A 19,748-nucleotide genomic window follows, 5' to 3' on the forward strand; every position below is an offset into this window, starting at 1 on the left:
GCGACCGTTGTCGCTTGCGTTCCCGGCGCGTCGTCAGCCGGCGTCGAAATTGTGGTGGCTCTCGAGGTGCATCCGTCCGCGCCGATGGCCGCGTCGCTGGACGCGGTCAGGCGCCGGCGACATTCCGGCTCAGCGCTCCCCGAAAGCATGGCCTTCCTTTCCGACAACGGTCGAGCCTTTCGGACAATGGTCGAGCAAACCGCGTGATATCTGGCGCCGAGTGGTGAACACCACATCCACCAGCGCGCTATCTTGGCCGGTAGACAAGTCATTATCGGATTTTGACCGGCGATACACAATTCGTCGTCGCCGCGTACCGACTAGGCGCGCCAGCAATCAACGATATCTATCAGGTTTATCCTTTGTATTTCTCAGGTTCACCGAGTTGTCGACGTCTGTTTTTGCGCTCCCACGTGCGCGCCAGGGCCTGATACTAAGCGGTCAGCGGCATAGTCTCGCGGCGGGAGCTGCCTCTCCAGCGAGTTGCCAGCTTTCCGTCAGGATGTTGTACGGAATGTTTGCTCGGGCGGGCGCTCAGCCGGTCCGGGCCCGACGGCCGGCGCTGATGTCCGCCGGGGTTTCGGGTGCTGCGGCGACGTCGTCGGTGGGCTCCTCGGCGGCCACCGCGTGCCGTGGCGGCAGTCCTTTGCGCAGAGTGGCCACCAGATCTCGGTAAGGGCCGACCAGGTAGACGGTGTCGCCGTCGCGCAGCTGGTTCTCGTGACGGGGGTGCAGGTCGATGGGGGAGTCCTGCCGGCAGATCGCGATCACCCGCGTCCTGGGTGACAGGTCGCCCATCGGCAGCCCGTCGAGCTCGCTGCCCTCGGCCACCAGCATCGCGCCGACCATGAACGAGCTCTGGCCGATCGAGAAGGTGCCCAGCACCTCCACGCCCATCGCGGCGCCGATGAACCACGGTGCGGCCAGCGCCACCGAGGAGCGGACGTTCTCGAAGCCGAACCGCTGCGCGACCGCCAAACCCAGGGCCCGGTCGTACACCCGCAGCACGACCGACACCTCCGCGCGCCGGTTGATCTCCGGCATCACCCGGGGGCCGAGCATTTCGGCCAGCACGATGCCGGTCTCGATGTTGATCATGTCGTCGCGGGTCAGCACCGCTACCGCTCGCGCCCTGTCGACTCGCGCCGCGTTCAACGTCTGGACCAGAGTCGCGTCGCCGAAAATCACCGGCACGTCCAGCGCCCGCGCCGCCGACAGGAACCGGTTGTCCTCGTTGATCTCGATCACCGCGACGTCGTGGCCCGCTTCGACCAGGTCGGCGATCACCCTCATCCCGAGGGCGCTGAGCCCGACGACGATGACGTGGTTGCGCAGGTGGCGCATCCGGGGTCGCGCCGAGGCGAAGACGAAACGACGGGACAGCAGCACGTCGGCGATGAACGCCACCAGCAGGGCGATGGTGGTGGCTCCGCCGAACATCAACATCGCGGCGAACATGCGCAGCCAGGTTTCCTGATGGGCGAAGCTGAAGTCCCCGTAGCCCGTCGTCGTGATCGTCTCGATGGTGAAGTACAGCGCGTCGACCCAGGACATCCGCGGGTGCTGATAGTTGAAGCGCAGCAACAACATCGAGATGACGACGAGGGTCAAGGCGGCCGCCAGAGCGGGGTAGAAGGCCGGGTTGAAGTCGTTAACGACGGTGCGGACGGCGTCAAGTGCCCGTCGCACTCCCAGCCGCTGTGACCGTGTCCGCACCGGACGTCGTATCTTGAGGCCGCGCTCGGCGGACTCGTCGGCCGTACCGATCATCACCGCGCGGTCGCCGGCAAGCACCCGCTGGTTGCGGGTCGGGCACACTTCGATCTCGCCCGGGGTCGACGAGTTCTCGCCGTGGATGATCGCAACTGGAGCCAGGTCCCCGTAGATCTCGCGCAGGGTGGCGGCCCGCGGCGCTTCGCTGCCCGAGACCAGGAACTGGGTCCCGGCCGCCTCGAACGGGTGGGTTCGGCGGGCCAGGCAGGCTTCGACGACCGATCCGGCGGTCAGTTCGGCGACGTCCAAGATTGCCCCTGGGCCGTTGTCGGCGGCCACAGCCGCCCGCAGCACGTCGTTCGCCAGCCTGGCCACAACGCGTACGGATGGGTTGGACCTCCTTGCCAGCAAGGCGATTTCGAGATTGGCCGCGTCGTCCTCACCCGCGCACACGACGGCGAGCGCATCGGCGATCTCGGCATTCTCCAGCTTTTCGCAGACCGGGGTGAGGTCGTCGTTGCCCAGCCGGACGACGGGCACGCCGGCGCTCTCCAGCTCCTCGATGATGGTGGTGGCCAGCGCATCGTCACCGCTGACGATGATGTGATGCTGCATGTTTTCGTCCGCCACTCTGCACGGGTGCATACCGGCTTTGCTATCGCCGTTCTTGAAACAGGTTACACCACGGGTTTACGTGTCCCGGCCACTACGCGGGATTTTGCTGGCATCGGCCCGGGTCGCCGGCTGACGGCGTAAGCCGCTCTGGTGCAACGGCTTTCAGACCTCGAAGCGATATCCCATTCCCGCCTCGGTCAGCAGGTGGGCCGGGTGTGAGGGGTCGTCTTCGAGCTTGCGGCGCAATTGCGCGAGAAACACACGGAGATAATGGGTTTCCGTCGCGTACTTGGGTCCCCACACCTCGCGGAGCAACTCTTCGCGGCCGACCAGCTTGCCGCGGTTACGCACCAGCATCTCCAGCATGCCCCACTCGGTGGGGGTGAGATGGACTTCGGCACCGTTCTTGATGACCTTCTTGGCCGAGAGGTCGACGAGAAACGACCTGGTCTCGACCACCGGATTGTCCGCCCCGGTGGCCACCGCCGCCCGCCGCACCGCGGCGCGCAGCCGGGCCAGCAGCTCGTCCATCCCGAACGGCTTGGTCATGTAGTCGTCGGCGCCGGCGTCGAGCGCCTCGACCTTGTCGGAAGAATCGGTGCGCGCCGACAGCACGATCACCGGGGCGCTCAGCCAGCCGCGCAGGCCGCCCAGCACCTCGATGCCCGACATGTCCGGCATACCCAGATCCAGGATCACCACCTGGGGCGGATGCTCGGCAGCGACGGTCAGTGCCCGCGATCCGGTCGGCGCGGTCAGCACCTCGTAGCCGCGGACCGACAGGTTGATCCGAAGCGCCCGCAGCAGCTGAGGATCGTCGTCCACCACCAGTACTCGCGTCATCAGGACTGCTGCCCCCGCAGCGGTGCGGCCAGATCCACCAGGATGGTCAGCCCCCCGCCCGGTGTGTCGCTGGCGGTGACGGTGCCGTCCATTGCCTCGACGAATCCCTTGGCCACCGACAGGCCGAGCCCGAGTCCGGTCGTGGTGTCGAAATCGCCGAGTCGCTGGAACGGCTGGAACATCTGCTCGGCGGCACCCTTGGACACCCCGGGACCGTCGTCGACGACGTTGATCAGCACCCGTGGTCCGACCTGACCGGCGTTGACCCGCACGATGCTGCCGGGCGCGTAGCGCAGCGCGTTGTCGATCACGTTGGACAGCACCCGTTCCAGCAGGCCGGCGTCACCCATCGCCACCGTCCCGCCGACCTCGACCTTGACCCGGTCGATGCTGGCGCGGCCGTAGATCGTGCTGCGCCCGCCGATGCCGACCAGTGCCCGCTGCACCACCTCCTCGAGGTAGACCTCGGTCAGCTCGGGTCGCACCACGCCGGCCGCCAGTCGGGACGAGTCGAGCAGGTTGGCCACCAGCAGGGTCAGCTGATCGACCGACTCCTCGACGGTGGCCAGCAATTCACCGGTGTCTTCCGGCGAGAACCAGACGTCCTCGGCGCGCAGACTGGACGCCGCCGCCTTGGCCGCGGTCAGCGGGGTCCGCAGGTCATGGCCGAGTGCCGACAGCAGCAGCCGGCGCAGCTCGTCGGCCTCGGCCAGCGACTTGACCTTTCCGGCCTCCTCGGCGAGCTCGCCCCGCTTGACCAGTCCGGCCGCCTGCGTCGCCACCACCGACAGCACCCGGCGGTCGCGGCCGGTCAGCCCCCGCCCGGTCATCAACATCCAGAACTCCTCGTCGCCGACCTTGACCGCGGTGTCGGCGGAATCGACCGTCACGCACGACTCGGTGCCGATTCCGGCGACCGGGACCAGCCGACCGTCCACCTCGCGGACCAGGCAGACCGATCGCTGCGAGTAGGCCTCGCGAACCCGCTCGAGCAGTGCGTTGAGGTCGGCCCCGCGCAGCACCGATGCCGCGAACAGCGACAGCAGCTCGGCCTCCTGGCTGGCGCGCCGGGCTTCCCGGGCGCGGCTGGCCGCGGCGTCCACCAGCACCGCGATCGCCATCGCGACCCCGAGGAGCAGGACAACGGTCAAAATATTGCTTTTGCTGGTGACCGCGAAGGAGTACCGCGGCTCGGTATGGAAGTAGTCCAGCAGTACGCCCGAAAGCACCCCGGCCAGCAGCGCGGGCGATACGCCGCCGAACAGCGCGACACCGACGATTCCGGCGAAGAACAGGGCGGACTTCCCGCCGATGTCCAGGGTCGGATCCAGCCGCGTGGTGACCGCCAGGATCGCCAGCGGCAGCACAATGGCCGCCAGCCAGGACATCACCTGGCGGGCGCGCGGCGAGATCGCCGACATCGCGAGACCGCGATTGGCCGCCTCGTGGCTGACCATGTGGACGTCGATCTTGCCGGAGTTCTTGATGGTGGTCGCGCCGATGCCCTCGCTGAACACGCTGGCCCACCGCGAACGTCGCGAGCTGCCCAGCACCAACTGGGTGGCGTTGGTCTCGCGGGCGAAATCGAGGAGCGCGCCGGAAACGTCGTCGCCGACAACGACGTGCACGGTGGCCCCGATGCTGCCGGCCAGCTCGCGCACCTTGCTCATCTCCCGTGGCGACACCGCCGACAGCCCGTCACCGCGGACGACGTGCACCACCATCAGTTGCGCGCTGGATTTGGACGCGATGCGAGATGCCCTGCGCACCAACGTTTCCGACTCGGGTCCGCCCGTCACCGCGACGACCACCCGCTCGCGGGCTTCCCAGGTGTCAGTGATCTTCTTGTCGGCGCGGTATTTCGCCAGCGCGGAGTCGACCTGGTCGGCCAGCCACAGCAGCGCGATCTCGCGCAGTGCGGTCAGGTTGCCGGCGCGGAAGTAATTGGTCAGCGCGGCGTCGATCCGCTCGGAAGGGTAGACGTTTCCGTGAGCCAGCCTGCGCCGCAATGCTTCCGGGGTGATGTCGACCAGCTCGATCTGGGCCGCTTTCCGGACGATCTCATCCGGCACGGTCTCCCGCTGCTCGACACCGGTGATTTGCGCGACGACGTCGTTGAGGCTCTCCAGGTGCTGGACGTTGAGGGTGGAGATCACCGTGATGCCCGCGTCCAGCAGCGCTTCGATGTCCTCCCAGCGCTTTTGGTGAGTGCTGCCCGGAATGTTGCTGTGGGCGTACTCATCGACGAGTGCGACTTCCGGTTTGCGGGCCAGCACGGCGTCGATGTCGAGCTCGGGAAAGGTGCTGCCACGGTAGGAGATGTAATGCGGCGGGATGACTTCGATGCCTTCGAGGAGTTCGCCGACCTTCTTCCGGCCGTGCGTCTCGACGACGGCGGCCACGACATCGGTCCCGCGTTCGAGCCGTCGGTGCGCCTCGCCGAGCATGGCGCACGTCTTGCCGACACCGGGCGCCGCGCCGAGGTAGATGCGCAGCTCACCGCGTCGCTGCGAATGCACACGGTGAGCCAGCGGATCGTCGTAGGTCACCGGCTCGTTGGTAGAGGTCACCTCGCCATCATCCCTCGGCAGGGTCAGGACCTCGCGGGTGACTGACGATCGAGTTCGAGGTTGACCGCCAGGACGTTGACCACCGGTTCGCCGACGAACCCGAGCAAACGGCCATGCTGGTTGTGCCGCACGGCGTCGCGCACCTGCCCGACACTCACGCCACGCGCCCGGGCCACCCGGGCCACCTGCAACTCGGCGTAGGCGGGGGAGATGTCGGGATCCAGTCCGCTGGCGCTTGCGGTGACCGCATCGGCCGGCACCTCCGGTTGTTCGGGTGCCGACCCGCGGATCGGGACGAGCCGGCCGGCTGAATAGTCGCGGCCGTTTTGCGCGCACTGAACCACGACGCCCCGGTAGAGACGCTGGAACACCGCGGTCGGCGGGCTCCCGGGCTTAGAGCACGGCTCGTTGACACTCACCACCGTGACGGGATGGACGACGTCTCCGGTTCGATCGCGCGGGCCGATCACCGAGAGCACCGCGCCGACTCCGCCACCGGTGCAGAACGGCCGTGCGCCATCGACCTTCTCGAGGTGGCCGATCGCCAGACTGCGCGAGCAGACCTGGGTCAGCAGGCTGGGCTTGAAGCCGGCGCCGGATGGGTCCGCCGGAGTGTCGACGATGCTCTCCGGGCCCAGATTGCTGCCGCCCGATGCGGTGGGGTCGTAGCCCGCGCCGGCAGCCGAGGGTCGGCTCTGGAAGTACCGGGGCAGCGGGTTGCCGTTCGCGTCGGTGAACGACTGCCCGATCAGCTTGCTACCCACGGCCTTTCCGTTGCTGGTGAGGATCGAGCCGTCCGCCTTGTGTTGCAGGCCGGGAAGCTGCGCGATGCCCCAGACGACCAGCGGGTAGGCGACGCCGGTGATCACTGTCAACGCCAACAGCGCGCGCAACGCCGCCCAGTGCTGCCGAAGCACGTTCGAGAGGTTCATGTCAGCCCATCCCTGGAATGAATTGCACGCCGAGGTCGATCAGTTTGATGCCGACGAATGGGGCGACCACGCCGCCGAGACCGTAGATGTAGAGGTTGCGGCTCAACAGTTTCGATGCGCTGCTCGGCGTGTACTGGACGCCGCGCAGCGCCAGCGGGATCAGCGCGACGATGATGATCGCGTTGAAGATCACCGCGGACAGAATCGCCGACTGCGGGCTGTGCAGCCGCATGATGTTGATCGAGGCCAGCCCGGGGAACAGTGAGACGAACAAAGCCGGGATGATCGCGAAGTACTTGGCGATGTCGTTGGCGATCGAGAACGTGCTCAAGGCGCCGCGGGTGATCAGCAATTGCTTGCCGATCTCGACAATCTCGATCAGTTTGGTGGGATCGGAGTCCAGATCGACCATGTTGCCGGCCTCTTTGGCCGCGCTGGTGCCGCTGTTCATCGCGACCCCGACATCGGCCTGCGCCAAGGCCGGCGCATCGTTCGTGCCGTCGCCGGTCATGGCGACCAGCCGGCCGCCTTGCTGCTCGCGCTTGATCAACGCCAACTTGTCTTCGGGGGTGGCCTCGGCGAGGAAGTCGTCGACCCCGGCCTCGTCGGCAATTGCCTTGGCCGTCAGCGGGTTGTCGCCGGTGATCATCACCGTCCGGATGCCCATTTTGCGCATCTCGTCGAAACGGGCGCGCATGCCGTGCTTGACGATGTCCTTGAGGTGGATGACGCCCAGTACCTGCGCCGACCTGCCGTCGGGGCCGTCGCCGACCACGCCCACCACCAACGGCGTACCGCCGGCCGCGGAGATTCCGTCGACCACATCGCCCAGAGCGGCCGGGATGTCGCCGCCCTGCTCGCGAATCCAGTTGACCACGGAATTGGCGGCGCCCTTGCGTAGCTGTCGGCCGTCGAGGTCAACGCCGGACATCCGGGTCGTCGCGGTGAACTCGATCCACTGCGCGTGGCTGAGTTCACCCGGCGGGCGTTCCCGCAACCCGTGAGCTTCCTTGGCGTACACCACGATCGAGCGGCCTTCCGGTGTTTCGTCGGCCAGGCTGGACAGCTGGGCGGCGTCCGCCAATTCCTCCGCGGTGACACCGCCGACCGGGATGAACTCCGAAGCCTCGCGGTTGCCGAGGGTGATCGTGCCGGTCTTGTCCAGTAGCAGGGTGTCCACGTCGCCGGCGGCCTCGACCGCGCGGCCCGACATCGCCAGCACGTTGCGCTGAATCAGCCGGTCCATGCCGGCGATGCCGATCGCGGACAGCAGGGCGCCGATCGTGGTCGGGATCAGGCACACCAGCAGCGCCACCAGCACGACCCCGTTGACGCCGTTGTTGGTCAGCGCGGCGGTGTCGGCCACCCCTGGATTGTTGGTCTTGGAGTAGATCGCCAGCGGCTGCAGGGTCACCACCGCGAAGAGGAAGATGATGGTGAGCGCGGCCAGCAGGATGTTCAACGCGATCTCGTTCGGCGTCTTCTGCCGGTTGGCGCCCTCGACGAGAGCGATCATCCGGTCGATGAAGCTCTTCCCCGGTTCCTGGGTGATCTTGACGACGATCCGGTCGGACAGCACAGTGGTTCCGCCGGTGACCGCGGACCGGTCGCCGCCGGACTCGCGGATCACCGGCGCCGACTCACCGGTGATCGCCGATTCGTTCACCGAGGCAATGCCTTCGACGATCTCGCCGTCGCCCGGGATGGTCTCACCGGTCTCGACGACCACGATGTCGCCGCGCTGTAGTTCCGGCGCGCGGACGTCCTCTTCGGTCCCGGGCTTGCCGGGTGCCCAGCCGGTGAGCCGCCGGGCGATGGTGTCGGCCTTCGATTTCCGCAACGTGTCGGCCTGGGCCTTGCCCCGACCTTCGGCGACCGCCTCGGCCAGGTTGCCGAAAAGCACTGTCAGCCAGAGCCAGAACACGATCAGCCAACCAAACCAAGACTGGTTGCGGATGGTCAGCACACTCGACCAGACGGCGCCGACCTCGACGATCAACATGACCGGGTTGCGCCACAACGTGCGCGGGTCGAATTTGCGTACCGCGTCCGGCAGGGCTTTGAACAACAAGCCGAGGTCGATCAGGCCGCCTCGGACCGGTGTCGAGCCGCTGTGCTGCGGGCGCGGCGCCCGGGTGGAGCTCGGCTTCAGGGCCGTTGAGCTGGTCATGTCAGTGGATTCCTTCGGCGAGGGGTCCGAGTGCCAGTGCCGGCAGGAAGGTCAAGGCGCACAGCACAACTGTCACCGCGGCGACCAGGCCGACGAACTGAGGCCGGTGGGTGGGTAGGGTGCCCGGCGATTCGGGGGTATGACCCTGACGGGCCAGCGAACCGGCCAGCGCCAAGACCAGAATCATCGGGAGGAATCTGGCCAGCAGCATCGCCAAACCGAGTGCGGTGTTGTACCAGGTGGTGTTGGCCGACAACCCGGCGAAGGCCGAGCCGTTGTTGTTGGACGCCGAGGTGAACGCATAAAGCACCTCCGAAAGACCGTGCGCGCCAGGGTTGTTCATGCCCGCCCGAGGCCCCGGAAGTGCCATCGCGATGCCGGTCCCGAACAGCACCAGCAACTCGGTCACCGGGAAATAGCTTGCTGCCAGCTTCATTTCGCGCGGACGAATCTTCTTGCCCAGGTATTCCGGGGTGCGGCCCACCATCAGGCCCGCGACGAACACGGTGAGGATGGCCATGATCAGCATCCCGTACAGGCCCGAACCGACACCGCCGGGTGCGACCTCGCCGATCTGCATGTTCAGTAACTGGATCAGGCCACCCAGGCTGGTGTACGAGTCGTGCGCGGAGTCGACGGCCCCGGTCGAGGTCAGCGTGGTCGCATCGGCGAACACGGCAGAATTCGCAACGCCGAACCGTTGCTCCACGCCCTCCATCGCCGTACCGACCGCGGTAGGCACCGTCCCGTGGTGGCTGAGCTGGAACAACTCGATCGAAGCCAGGCTGAAGGTCGCTAGCACACCCATGACCGCGACGATCGCGTAACCCTGCTTGGTGTTGTCCACCATCCGGCCGAAGGTGCGGGGGAGCGAAAAGCTGATCGCCAGCATCAGGAAGATCTCGACCCAGTTGCTGAACCTGGTCGGGTTCTCGAACGGGTGCGCGGAGTTCGCGTTGTAGAAGCCGCCGCCGTTGGTGCCGAGTTCCTTGATCGCTTCCTGGCTGGCCACCGGCCCCCCGGTGATGGTCTGCGGGGTGCCATTCAGCGTGGTGACTACTTGATCGTGCAGGTGGAAGTTCTGAATCGCGCCACCCGCGATCAGCACGATCGCGCCGATGAGCGCGATCGGCAGGAGGATGCGCACCGTTCCCCGGACCAGGTCGACCCAGAAGTTGCCGATCTCGGGCGTCCTGCTGCGGGCGAACCCACGTACCAGCGCGATCGCCACGGCGATTCCCGCTGCGGCAGAGACGAAGTTCTGCACGGCCAGTCCCGCCATCTGCACCAGATGACCCTGCGTGGACTCGCCCGAGTAGGCCTGCCAGTTGGTGTTGGTCACGAAGCTGACAGCGGTGTTCCAGGCCAGCGACGGCGTCATCGGGGTCGCCGCATCATGCAGGTGCAGTGGCAGCTTGCCCTGGATCAACTGGAAGAAGAACAGGAACAGCACGCTGACCGCTGAAAACGCCAACAAGCTCCGTGCGTAGGCATACCACGGTTGTTCGGCCTCCGGGTCGGCGCCGATGATGCGGTAGACCACCTTCTCGATGCGCCAGTCGCGGGTCGAGGTGTAGACGCGGTACATGTAGTCACCGAGTGGCACGTGCACCGCGACCAGTGCCAGCACCAGCAAGGCGATACCCGCGGTCGACGTGCTCACCTAGAACCTCTCCGGGAAGAACAACGCCACCACCATGTAAACGGTCAGCGCCGCAGCCAGGCCGAGACCGACGATGTTGTCGTAACTCATTGGCGCCACTCCTCAGCATCGCTGCGCTCTGCCTTGTCGCCGGCGCGACTCATCGGCGCCCGCTCCTCAGCCCTGGCGCCGCTCACGCGCGCCACGTCCTTGTCGTCGGCGCGACTCATAGCTTTTCGACCAGCTTCTGTGCCCAGCCGAGGATCGCGAACACAGCCAGCGTCAGCAAGACGTAGGCAACCACGGACATCGCTTCTCCGTTCGTACAAGCCGGTCGGGTCGATCGGTGATCGAGGCTTCGCCCTGGCATGCAAATTTAGTCCCGAGGATCAGGTCTGGAAAGAAGTTAAGCGCCATTGCTGGGTAAAGCGCCGTCGCTAACGCTTTCTTTACAGTGTGTCGCGCAATTTAGGTTTGCCGAAGGCGACGATTCATCGCCTGGGCAGCGCTGAGCGCGATATTCAGCTTTGCTGGGAGCGCTGTGATGCGCGCTACTTGGCGAGTGGCAGCCGCACCCGGAATGTGGTTCGGCCGCGGGCCGATTCGGCTTCGACCGACCCGTTGTGCGCTTTGACGATCGAGTCGACAATCGCCAGGCCGAGCCCGTTTCCGCCGCCTTCCTGCGGAGCATCCTTGGCGCGGACGAACCGATCGAACAGGTGGGGCAGCAACTCAGGGTCGATGTCGGGCCCGTCGTCGGCCACCGTCAACTCGGCGTACGAGCCGTCGGCGCCGTTGCGATGACACGTGATCGCCGCCGTCACGGTGACTCCGGCCGGTGTGTGCACCCAGCCGTTGGTCAGCAGATTGCTCACCAACTGATGCAGCCGGTCGGAGTCGCCGCTCACCCAGACCGGGTCGTCGGGCAGGTCCTTGGTCCAGTTGTGGTTTGGCGCTGCCACTGCCGCATCGTTGAACGCATCGAGCACGATGTCGGTCAGGTCGACGTCTTCGGTGCGCAGATCGTCGCCCTCACCCAGTCGCGACAGCAACAGCAGCTCGTCGACGAGCGACGTCATCCGCCGGGCCTCCGACTCGATCCGGGCCAGCGCGTACTCCGTGGTCGGAGGCAGCGCCGCGCTGTCCTGACGGGTGAGCTCCGAATAACCCTGGATCGCCGCCAACGGCGTCCGCAGTTCGTGGCTGGCGTCGGTGATGAATTGCCGCATGCGACGGTCGGATTCGGTGCGGTGGGCCAGCGCACTGTCGACGTTGTCCAGCAACCGGTTCAAGGTGTGCCCGACAATGCCCACCTCGTTGTTCGGGTCGGTGTCGTCCGGGGTGACTCTGGTGGTGATGCGGTGGTCGTCACCGGTCAAGGGCGCGACGGCGACCTCGGCCGCGGTGACCGCGACCCGGCGAAGTGGCCGCAATGCGTAGCCGACCATCAGCGCGGTCAACCCAGCGGTCACCAGCAGCGCTGCGACCGAAAGGATTGTGGCACTGATGATTCGACCGTTGATGGTCTTGTTCACCAGTTCCAGGGAAACGCCGACCACGAGGATTTCACCGGCGTCGGTCCTCTGACTGCTGACTCGGTAGGGTCCCAGCCCGCCGAGCTTGGCCGTGCGAATCTCACCGTCGTGCCAGGTCTGGCCTTTGATGGCTGCGACGACATCGGGTGCGGCCGGCCTCGGTTCGTCCTCGAAGAAGACCACCGACCCCAGCACATTTCCGTCGCGGATCACGGCGATGACGTTGCCGGGGTTCTGCTCGGTGAACCTGAGCATCGCGTGCTCGATGCCGCGGTGCTGGCTGATCTCACCGGAGCGGTATCGGCCGAACGAATGGCTCAGCGTGTCAAGCGATTCAGAGACCTCTGTGTCGTTCATCGCGTTGACGTAGGACCCCAGGCTGACGACCGAGATGACGCCGACCACCAACATCACGACGGTGACCACCGCCGAGACGCCCAGGACCAACTGTTGACGTAGCGTGCGCGGCCGCCACCACGGAGTCGTTGCGGCTCCGGTCATTTGGCTACTACCTCGGTGTTATGCCGGCGCGCGGAGCATGTACCCGACACCTCGAACGGTGTGGATCATCGGCTCTTTGCCGGCGTCGATCTTCTTCCTCAGGTAGGAAATGTACAGATCGACGATGCTGGTCCGACCGGCGAAGTCGTAGTTCCAGACGCGGTCCAGGATTTCGGTGCGGGTCAGCGCCCGGCGCGGGTTGCGCATCAGGAAACGCAGCAGCTCGAACTCGGTGGAGGAAAGCGAGATCGGAGTGCCCGCCCGGTGAACTTCGTGGCTCGCGCCATCGAGGGTGAGGTCACCGATCGTCAGGCTCTCCTCGGCGGGAGGAGCGAGGTGATTGGAACGTCGCAGCAGGCCCCGGAGCCGGGCAACCAGCTCCTCGAGACTGAACGGCTTGGTCATGTAGTCGTCGGCGCCCGCCGTCAGCCCGGTCACCCGGTCCATCACCGAATCCCGTGCCGTCAGGAACAGGGTGGGCGTGTAGGGACCGGTTTGGCGCACCCGCTGCAGGATCTCCAGCCCGTCGATATCGGGAAGCATGATGTCGAGGACCAGGACGTCGGGTTCAACGTCGTCGAACTTGCTGACGGCTTCGCGGCCGTTGTGGGCGACCTCGACTGTCCATCCCTCGTAATGCAAGGCCATCTTGACTAGATTGGTCAGCGCCGGCTCGTCGTCCACCAGGAGCACCCGGATCGGTGATCCGTCGTCACGGCTGATCCGGGGAAGCTGACCGAGGATTGCCTGACGTGGACGTTGTTCTCGCGTGGTGGTTGCCGACATGACTGCCATGCTTACTGATTCTCCCCGCCGCACACCCCGTTGTCACGAAGCTCATACGGATCTCAAATGTCCCCGAAACCGAGCTGACCTGCGCCGACGGCGATCTCCGCCGGGCCGATCCGGGTTGGACGGCGGTCGGGCCCGACACGATCGTCCGGGCCCGGTGGTGAAAATGGTTGTGGCCCGCACACCTTCGGTGTGCGGGCCACGGGGAACTGCTTTGCTGTCAGGCCCAGCTGCCGCCAACGGCGGCGTCGGTGCTCGACATGTTGTTGCCGGCTGTTTGCACCTTCTGGCCGTGGCTGTTGGCCTGCTCGTAGATCACCTGGAAGTTGCGACCCAACGAGGTGATGAACTCCTGGCAGGCCACCGAACCCGAGCCACCCCAGAAGTCACCGGCAGCCAGCACATCGCGAACGATGGCCTGGTGCTCGGCCTCCAGAGAAGCGGCCTGAGCGCGGATCAGCGCGCCGTGGGCATCCACGTCGCCGAACTGGTAATTGATCGACATAATTGTTCTCCCAAACCTTTTCGAGTGATGACCGGCTAGCTGGACAGGATCTGCTGAGAAGCCTGCTCTTGGCTCTCGTAGTTGTTGGCATCGCGGATCAGACCGTCACGCACCCCGTGCAGCATGTTCACGATGTTGCGGAAGGCCGTGTTCATCTGGCCCATGGTGTCGTAGGAGGTGGCCTGAGCCATACCGCTCCAGCTGGCCCCGGCGATGTTCTGGCTCGAGGCCCACATCTTGCGGGCTTCGTCCTCGACGGTCTGGGCGTGGACGTCGAAACGGCCTGCCATGGCGCGCATCTCGTGCGGGTCGGTCATAAAACGTGTGGGCATGATTTTCTCCTTTTGATCCGGAATATCTGGTACAAGGCGGCGGCGTCGCCGTCCTGCGGGTTCTTAGATGAGCACCTTCGGCATGACCTTGGGCTTGACGCCGTAGCGCGGTCCCATGCCCATTCCGCCCTTGCCGCCCGCGGATGCCATGCCGGGCATGATGCCCGGCGCTCCACCGGTGCCGGTCGCGCTCGCGTCGGCGGCCGCGGTCCAGCCGCTGCCGGACAGCACACTCTCGTTGGCGGCGAGGGTGACGGGCGCATTGCCGGCCCAGCTCGTCGGCACCGACATCCCGCCGACGGAGCCCGCCGTGCCCATTCCGGCCAGCGTTGCGCCGCCCAGTCCGGACGACGAACCTGCCAGCGTGGTGCCAAAGCCCAATCCAGCGCCCAGCGGGGTGACATCGCCGATCGTGACACCGAAGGGAGCACCGGCCATGAAGTGGTTCAAGGTACCCAGCGCTGTTCCCATCGTCGCGAGGCACCAGGAGTTCGTCACGTTGAAGGTGTTGAAGGTGTTGGCGAAGAACGGGATTCCCGCCGTGCCCTGGAGTGCGGTGATCAGGTCACCGATGGTCGCGGCAGGGGCGGCAGCGGCGGGGGTTGCTGCCGCAGAGGCGGCGTTCTGCAGACCGCTGAGCACACCGTTGGTCCCGGCGTTGGCCGTATTGCTGCCGACGGCGTTGCTCACCGCGGAGTCCTGAGCTGCCGAGCCGGCGAGATTGACGGACTGCGGCGGGTCGGTCAGCGGGGTCAGCTGAGAGGTGGTCGCCCCGGCGGCGGCATACCCGGCCATCGCCATGGCGTCCTGGGCCCAGAACTCGCCGTACATGGCCTCGTTGGCGGCGATCGCCGGCGTGTTCTGCCCGAGGATGTTGGTCGCCACCAGGATCGCGAGCTGCGCCCGGTTGGCGAAGACGACCGGGGGCGGGATCGATGCCGAGAAAGCCGCCTCGTAAGCCGCTGCTGACGCGTTGGCCTTCGCGGCGGCTTCCTGCAACTGCACCGACGTGGTCTGCAGCCACTCGATGTTCTGCTGCGCGGCGGCCGCCATCGCGGTGGACGACGGGCCCTGCCATTCCGAGCCGATGAGCTGCGAGATCACCGATTCGTAGGCGGTTGCGTTGGTGCTCAGCTCCGAGCTCAGGCCGGCGAAGGATGCGGCGGCGGCCATCAGCGGGCCCGCGCCGGCACCCGAGTAGATCAGCGTGGAGTTGACTTCCGGCGGTCGCGCTGCGAAATCAAAAGCCATTTCGTGGGTCCTGTCTATGAAGAGTTATGAGTGTGAAGGGTGTTGAGGCCGAACGACGTTGGCGGCAGCTGGTGGCTACGTGACGGTCGGCTTGGGGATCAGCGGCATGACCTTGGGTTTGACGCCGTAGCGCGGGGCGCCGAAGCTCGAGCCGCCGCGGCCTCCATTCGCGACCGCCGGCATGCCGGCGATTCCGGTCGGCGAGCCGCCCGCGGTGGGCGCCCCGGTGCCGAATGTCTGCGACGCCAGCGTGACAGGCGCACCGCTCGACGGGATGCCGGCGCCACCAGTCCAGCCCGGAGGCACCGAGAGACCGCTGATCGACGACCCTCCGCCGGCCGCGGCCAGCACCGGCGCCGCGCCCATGCCGCCCGCGCCGGCGATGCCGGCTGCGGGGGCAACGTCTCCGGCGAGCGCCGTACCCAAGCCGCCGATGTCGGCGCCCGCGGTTGCCGGGCCCGCCAGCGCGGTGAGAAGTCCACCACCGCCGAGGGAGATGAAGACCGACATGGCCGATGCGTAGTTACCGACGTTGATGTTGGCCAGGTTGGCGATGTTGCTGCTCAGCGTCCCGAAGAGTGGGTCGTTGAGCATGAAGCTGTTGAAGCTGTTGATCCCGTTGACCAGATCGTCGAACGCGTCAGCGGGCTGCGCGGCCGCAGACGTCGCGTTGCCCGCGCCGTTCGACAGCGCGTTGGCCGCCGCGCCGGCCTGGTTGGCCGACTCGGTTTCCTGATACGAACCCGACGTCTGACCCAGCAGCTGGTTGAACTGCTGCTGAATCGCCTGGGCCTGGGCGCTCACGGTCTGGTAGAGCTGACCGTAGGTCGAGAACACCCCTGCCTGCAGGATCGACACCTCGTCGGCGGCGGCGGGAAGGACGTCAGTGGTCGAGGTGGCCGCGCCGGTGCTCTCTGCGGCGAACGAGTTGAAGATCCCCTCAAGCTGCTGCGCGGCCGCTGAGATCGCGGCAGGCTGCGTATTCACGAAGGCCATGTATGTCTCCTGGTTTGAAAAGCCGACCCGGGAGTGGGTCGGCCACGGTGATCAAAGCGTGGGTGTAGGTCGGGCTTCGCTGGCGTCCACGGCACTACCTTGGCCGAGCCGCGCCCCCCTTGCCCAGCGGGTTAATGGCTTTTTAACAAGGAGGCTTAATTTTTAACAAGAACCAGACACCGTCCTGCGGCAACAGCCACGCGACGGAATCTGGCGTTAACACGCTAAATTCGTCGCTGGCCCCCATAGCCCAATTGGCAGAGGCAGCGGACTTAAAATCCGTCCAGTGTCGGTTCGAGTCCGACTGGGGGCACCGCCGAGCGCCCTGGGCGCGGACGCCCGTCTGCCTCGCTTCTGCGGTGTTCAGGTCTAATACATATGTGTCTCACAATAATTAGCTCGGCGGTAGCGCAAAGCCAAGAATTTTGACGAAATCTTTACGACGTCGGTGAACGATTCAGCGGAGCCATATAGTTCTGCGGTGGTCGATCCTCATCCCGCCGCCCAGCGCCACGAGTCCGGTGCAAATGCGCCCACGGTGTTCATTGCCACTCCGATGTACGGCGGCACCGCGACCGGAACGTACACCTGGTCGCTCGCGCAGACTCCGGTCATCTTCTTGCGCAGCGGGATCGGCTTGCTGTACCAGTATCGGACCCGGGACGCGCTGATCGCGAATTCGAGAAATCATCTGGCGACGCAGTTTCTCCAGACCGAGGCCACTCACCTGATGTGGATCGACGCCGACATCGGTTTCCACGGCCTCGACATCGTCAGCATGTTGCTGGCGGATCAGGACATCGTCTGCGGCTTGTATCCGAAGAAGGCCATCGACTGGAAGCGGGTGGCACGGGCCGTCCATGATGGCGTGCCGTCCGAAGAACTCCACCGGCACGTCGGCACCTTCGTGGTCAAACCGCTCAGTGGCGATCATGAAGACGCGGTGGCCAATGCCGACGGCTTGGTCGAAGTCATGGCCGGCGGAACGGGATTCATGCTGGTCAAGCGTGCGGTTTTCGAGGCGCTGCACGACCACGTGCCGTCCTACGAGATCGGCGGGGCGACTGTCCGCGAGTTCTACGCGACGGATATCGAGCCCGAAACCCGTCAACTGATCGGCGAGGACTATTACTTCTGCCTGCTGGCGCGCAGGCACGGTTTCAAGGTGTTCGCAGCGCCCTGGGTCCGGTTGACCCACACCGGACCCTACGAGTTCGACAGCGAACTACAACCGAACTGGCTGACCAACCCAGGCATATGAGAGCTACTGCGGGCCGATGATCTCGCGATGGCCGAAAATGTATGTCCCCGTATGGGTCAACCGGACCCAGGGCGCCGCATAGATTTTGAAGCCCCGGTTGCGGGCCAGTTTGCAGAAGTGGTAATCCTCTGAAAGCAGGCTGTTGCCCGAGTCGGAGTCGATACTGACGGCGTAGAACTCCTTCAACTGGATTCCCGGAGTCGAGCCGTCCACATAGGACGCCGTATCCTGGGCCAGGGCCTCGAACACCGCACGCTTGATCAGCATGAACCCTGTTCCGGCATTGGCGATTTCGACAAGCCCCTCCGCGGTCACCCGATCCGGCGACCGGTCGATCAAGTTCAGTACCAGTGATCGCTCGTGTTCACGCAGACGCTCCGGCGGCACACCTTCTCCCGCGGCCTTGGCCACCGCCCGCCAGTGAATCTCTTTCTTGGGGTAGATGCCGCACACGATGTCCTTGTCGGCCCGGACCATCTTGATGATGTCGAGTGGATCGAAGCCGATGTCGGCGTCGATCCACATCAGATGCGTCGCCGGTGAGTTGAGGAACTGGAAGGTCAGGTAGTTCCTCGCGCGCGTCACGAGGCTGTCGTTGCTCGCGCAGCTGAAGTCCAGGCCCACACCGTGTTTGAAGAAGACGGCCGGGGTGTGGACGAGCGACATGGTGTAGGTGGCCGCGGCCATCCCGCCGTACATCGGCGTGGCGATGAACACCCGCGGGCCGGCGGCGACGGGTCCGAGGTCGAGACCCTGAGGATCGTCAGATGTCACGTCGACACCTCCTGACGGTCGGGATCGAGCGCCATCGCGAAGAAGTCGACACGCCACAGCATCTGGAACAACCGAATCGCGAAGGCCTCGAATGCGTCTGCGTCGGATGCGTCGGCTGCGCCGTGCTGCGACCTGACGGCGCCGATGATCTCGCGGATCGAGCGACGGCCGTCGACGTGTTGCACGAACGGCAATTGGACCGGGTTGAGGCCGATTCGTGAACCCGGCCAGTAGATGTCGGTGCCGGCCAGTCCGCAGCGATATCGGAACACCGGAACGTAGTCCAGGGCGGCCGCCGTCGAAAAGTCGATCTGATAACCGGCTTTCGGCCGCTGTGCATGGCATGCCATGAAGAAGTGGCTGCCGTTCAATGTCTGAAGTCGCTCCATGACCGACCAGATCTTGTTCTCGGGCAACGCATTCAAGGTCGGGTAGTAGCTTGCGGGCTGCCCGGCCGCATCCTGGGGATAGTACGGCGTCTTGTGGTACCACCCCTGAAATACCAGTCCTGCGGCGTCGACCAGTTCGATGCATTCGTCGACCGTGTAGCTTCGCGCCCGGCCGTGCAGAAATGTGTCCACCAACCCGGCATCGTCGTGCACATCGCCCGCCCGCCTGAGGTAGCTGTTGACCGGATGGTCTTCGGGCAGCGCGGCGAGGGTGTCCTTGACGACCTGAAGCGAGGCTTCGTCCTGGCCGAGACCCATGTCGCGAAACACCGACTCCAACAGTTCGACGCCGATTCGGCCGTGCTTGCCGTACAGCATCAGCGCCATGACACCATCCGGACGCAGGCGTCCCGCAAGGGATTTCAGGCCGACCAGCGGATCAGCCATGTGATGCAAGACGCCGGTCGACACCACCAGGTCGAAATCTCGCCCCAGCGTCGACAACTCCTCGATCGGGAGCAGATGCAGTCGCAGATTGTGCAGCCCGTGCCGGTCCTTCAGGAACTGCTGGTGATCCAGCGACGGCTGGCTGATGTCGACCGCCACCACGGTCGCGCCGGGGTTGTTGAAGGCGAAGACCGCCGCCTGATTGGTGCCGCATCCGGCGATCAGGATGTCCAGGTCCGGGCGGTAGTCCCGGTCCGGCCACAGCACCCGGTGGGCGTGCGCAGGGTCGAACCACTCCCAGTTCGTGGTGGTCCAAGCGGCGAGGTCGGCGATGGGGGGCGGATAACGCCACCGCTCGTACTGGCGGCTGACCACGTCGTCGCGTGCGTCGCCCACCTGGGGATTATCGACCACCCCCGGCGTACGGGCAACGCGACCACCTGCGGGCGTGTCGAACGGCTGTGATGTAGGACTCTTCTG

Annotated in this window: 17 protein-coding genes and 1 tRNA gene; 2 read left to right on the forward strand and 16 right to left on the reverse strand. The window is 65.7% G+C overall.

What is annotated here, in order from left to right:
• Positions 1 to 534 precede the first annotated feature (534 nt).
• The 14 genes from ACZYW1_RS16745 to ACZYW1_RS16810 all read right to left on the reverse strand — a co-directional run bounded on the left by ACZYW1_RS16745 (position 535) and on the right by ACZYW1_RS16810 (position 16,397).
• Positions 535 to 2,328, reverse strand: a complete 1,794-nt coding sequence (locus ACZYW1_RS16745) for an NAD-binding protein (RefSeq protein ID WP_463787304.1) — start codon at positions 2,326 to 2,328, stop codon at positions 535 to 537.
• 162 nt (positions 2,329 to 2,490) lie between these two features.
• Complete coding sequence (locus ACZYW1_RS16750) at positions 2,491 to 3,171, reverse strand: response regulator (protein WP_463787305.1); 681 nt, start codon at positions 3,169 to 3,171, stop codon at positions 2,491 to 2,493.
• A complete protein-coding gene (locus tag ACZYW1_RS16755) occupies positions 3,171 to 5,720 on the reverse strand; it encodes a DUF4118 domain-containing protein (RefSeq protein ID WP_463787862.1) in 2,550 nt (849 codons plus the stop codon). Before ACZYW1_RS16755 ends, ACZYW1_RS16750 begins: the two co-directional genes overlap by 1 nt.
• Before the next feature lie 44 nt (positions 5,721 to 5,764).
• The gene (locus ACZYW1_RS16760) at positions 5,765 to 6,673 is read right to left on the reverse strand and encodes a potassium-transporting ATPase subunit C (RefSeq protein WP_463787307.1); all 909 of its coding nucleotides are present in this window, start codon (positions 6,671 to 6,673) and stop codon (positions 5,765 to 5,767) included.
• A gap of 1 nt (position 6,674) precedes the next feature.
• Positions 6,675 to 8,843 carry a potassium-transporting ATPase subunit KdpB gene (kdpB, locus tag ACZYW1_RS16765; RefSeq protein WP_463787308.1) on the reverse strand — a complete coding sequence of 723 codons (2,169 nt, stop codon included), beginning with the start codon at positions 8,841 to 8,843 and terminating at the stop codon, positions 6,675 to 6,677.
• Between the two features lies 1 nt (position 8,844).
• Positions 8,845 to 10,506 (reverse strand): potassium-transporting ATPase subunit KdpA, encoded by a 1,662-nt coding sequence (kdpA, locus tag ACZYW1_RS16770; RefSeq protein ID WP_463787309.1) that lies wholly within the window; start codon positions 10,504 to 10,506, stop codon positions 8,845 to 8,847.
• A complete protein-coding gene (gene kdpF / locus ACZYW1_RS16775; RefSeq protein WP_463787310.1) occupies positions 10,507 to 10,596 on the reverse strand; it encodes a K(+)-transporting ATPase subunit F in 90 nt (29 codons plus the stop codon).
• Positions 10,593 to 10,715, reverse strand: a complete 123-nt coding sequence (locus ACZYW1_RS16780; RefSeq protein ID WP_463787311.1) for a hypothetical protein — start codon at positions 10,713 to 10,715, stop codon at positions 10,593 to 10,595. Before ACZYW1_RS16780 ends, kdpF begins: the two co-directional genes overlap by 4 nt.
• Positions 10,716 to 11,036: 321 nt before the next feature.
• Complete coding sequence (locus ACZYW1_RS16785; RefSeq protein ID WP_463787312.1) at positions 11,037 to 12,521, reverse strand: sensor histidine kinase; 1,485 nt, start codon at positions 12,519 to 12,521, stop codon at positions 11,037 to 11,039.
• Between the two features lie 18 nt (positions 12,522 to 12,539).
• Positions 12,540 to 13,307, reverse strand: coding sequence for a response regulator transcription factor (locus ACZYW1_RS16790; protein ID WP_463787313.1), 768 nt, complete (start codon positions 13,305 to 13,307; stop codon positions 12,540 to 12,542).
• A gap of 226 nt (positions 13,308 to 13,533) precedes the next feature.
• Positions 13,534 to 13,818, reverse strand: coding sequence for a WXG100 family type VII secretion target (locus ACZYW1_RS16795; protein WP_463782736.1), 285 nt, complete (start codon positions 13,816 to 13,818; stop codon positions 13,534 to 13,536).
• Positions 13,819 to 13,853: 35 nt separating this feature from the next.
• Positions 13,854 to 14,150, reverse strand: coding sequence for a WXG100 family type VII secretion target (locus ACZYW1_RS16800; RefSeq protein WP_292990482.1), 297 nt, complete (start codon positions 14,148 to 14,150; stop codon positions 13,854 to 13,856).
• Positions 14,151 to 14,213: 63 nt separating this feature from the next.
• Complete coding sequence (locus tag ACZYW1_RS16805) at positions 14,214 to 15,401, reverse strand: PPE family protein (protein ID WP_463787314.1); 1,188 nt, start codon at positions 15,399 to 15,401, stop codon at positions 14,214 to 14,216.
• Between the two features lie 75 nt (positions 15,402 to 15,476).
• Positions 15,477 to 16,397, reverse strand: a complete 921-nt coding sequence (locus ACZYW1_RS16810; protein WP_463787315.1) for a PPE family protein, SVP subgroup — start codon at positions 16,395 to 16,397, stop codon at positions 15,477 to 15,479.
• A gap of 239 nt (positions 16,398 to 16,636) precedes the next feature.
• Between ACZYW1_RS16810 and ACZYW1_RS16815 the strand changes: the two genes are divergently transcribed.
• Positions 16,637 to 16,710, forward strand: a tRNA-Leu gene (locus ACZYW1_RS16815).
• Between the two features lie 168 nt (positions 16,711 to 16,878).
• Complete coding sequence (locus ACZYW1_RS16820) at positions 16,879 to 17,658, forward strand: glycosyltransferase family 2 protein (RefSeq protein WP_463787317.1); 780 nt, start codon at positions 16,879 to 16,881, stop codon at positions 17,656 to 17,658.
• Positions 17,659 to 17,661: 3 nt separating this feature from the next.
• On the opposite strand, the gene ACZYW1_RS16825 is transcribed toward ACZYW1_RS16820, so the two are convergent.
• Positions 17,662 to 18,432 (reverse strand): hypothetical protein, encoded by a 771-nt coding sequence (locus tag ACZYW1_RS16825; RefSeq protein WP_463787318.1) that lies wholly within the window; start codon positions 18,430 to 18,432, stop codon positions 17,662 to 17,664.
• Positions 18,429 to 19,664: a class I SAM-dependent methyltransferase gene (locus ACZYW1_RS16830; RefSeq protein WP_463787319.1), complete on the reverse strand. Its 1,236-nt coding sequence runs from the start codon at positions 19,662 to 19,664 to the stop codon at positions 18,429 to 18,431. The genes ACZYW1_RS16825 and ACZYW1_RS16830 overlap by 4 nt, the downstream gene beginning before the upstream one ends.
• Positions 19,665 to 19,748: the final 84 nt, after the last annotated feature.

Source organism: Mycobacterium sp. IDUB_36 (assembly GCF_055419225.1).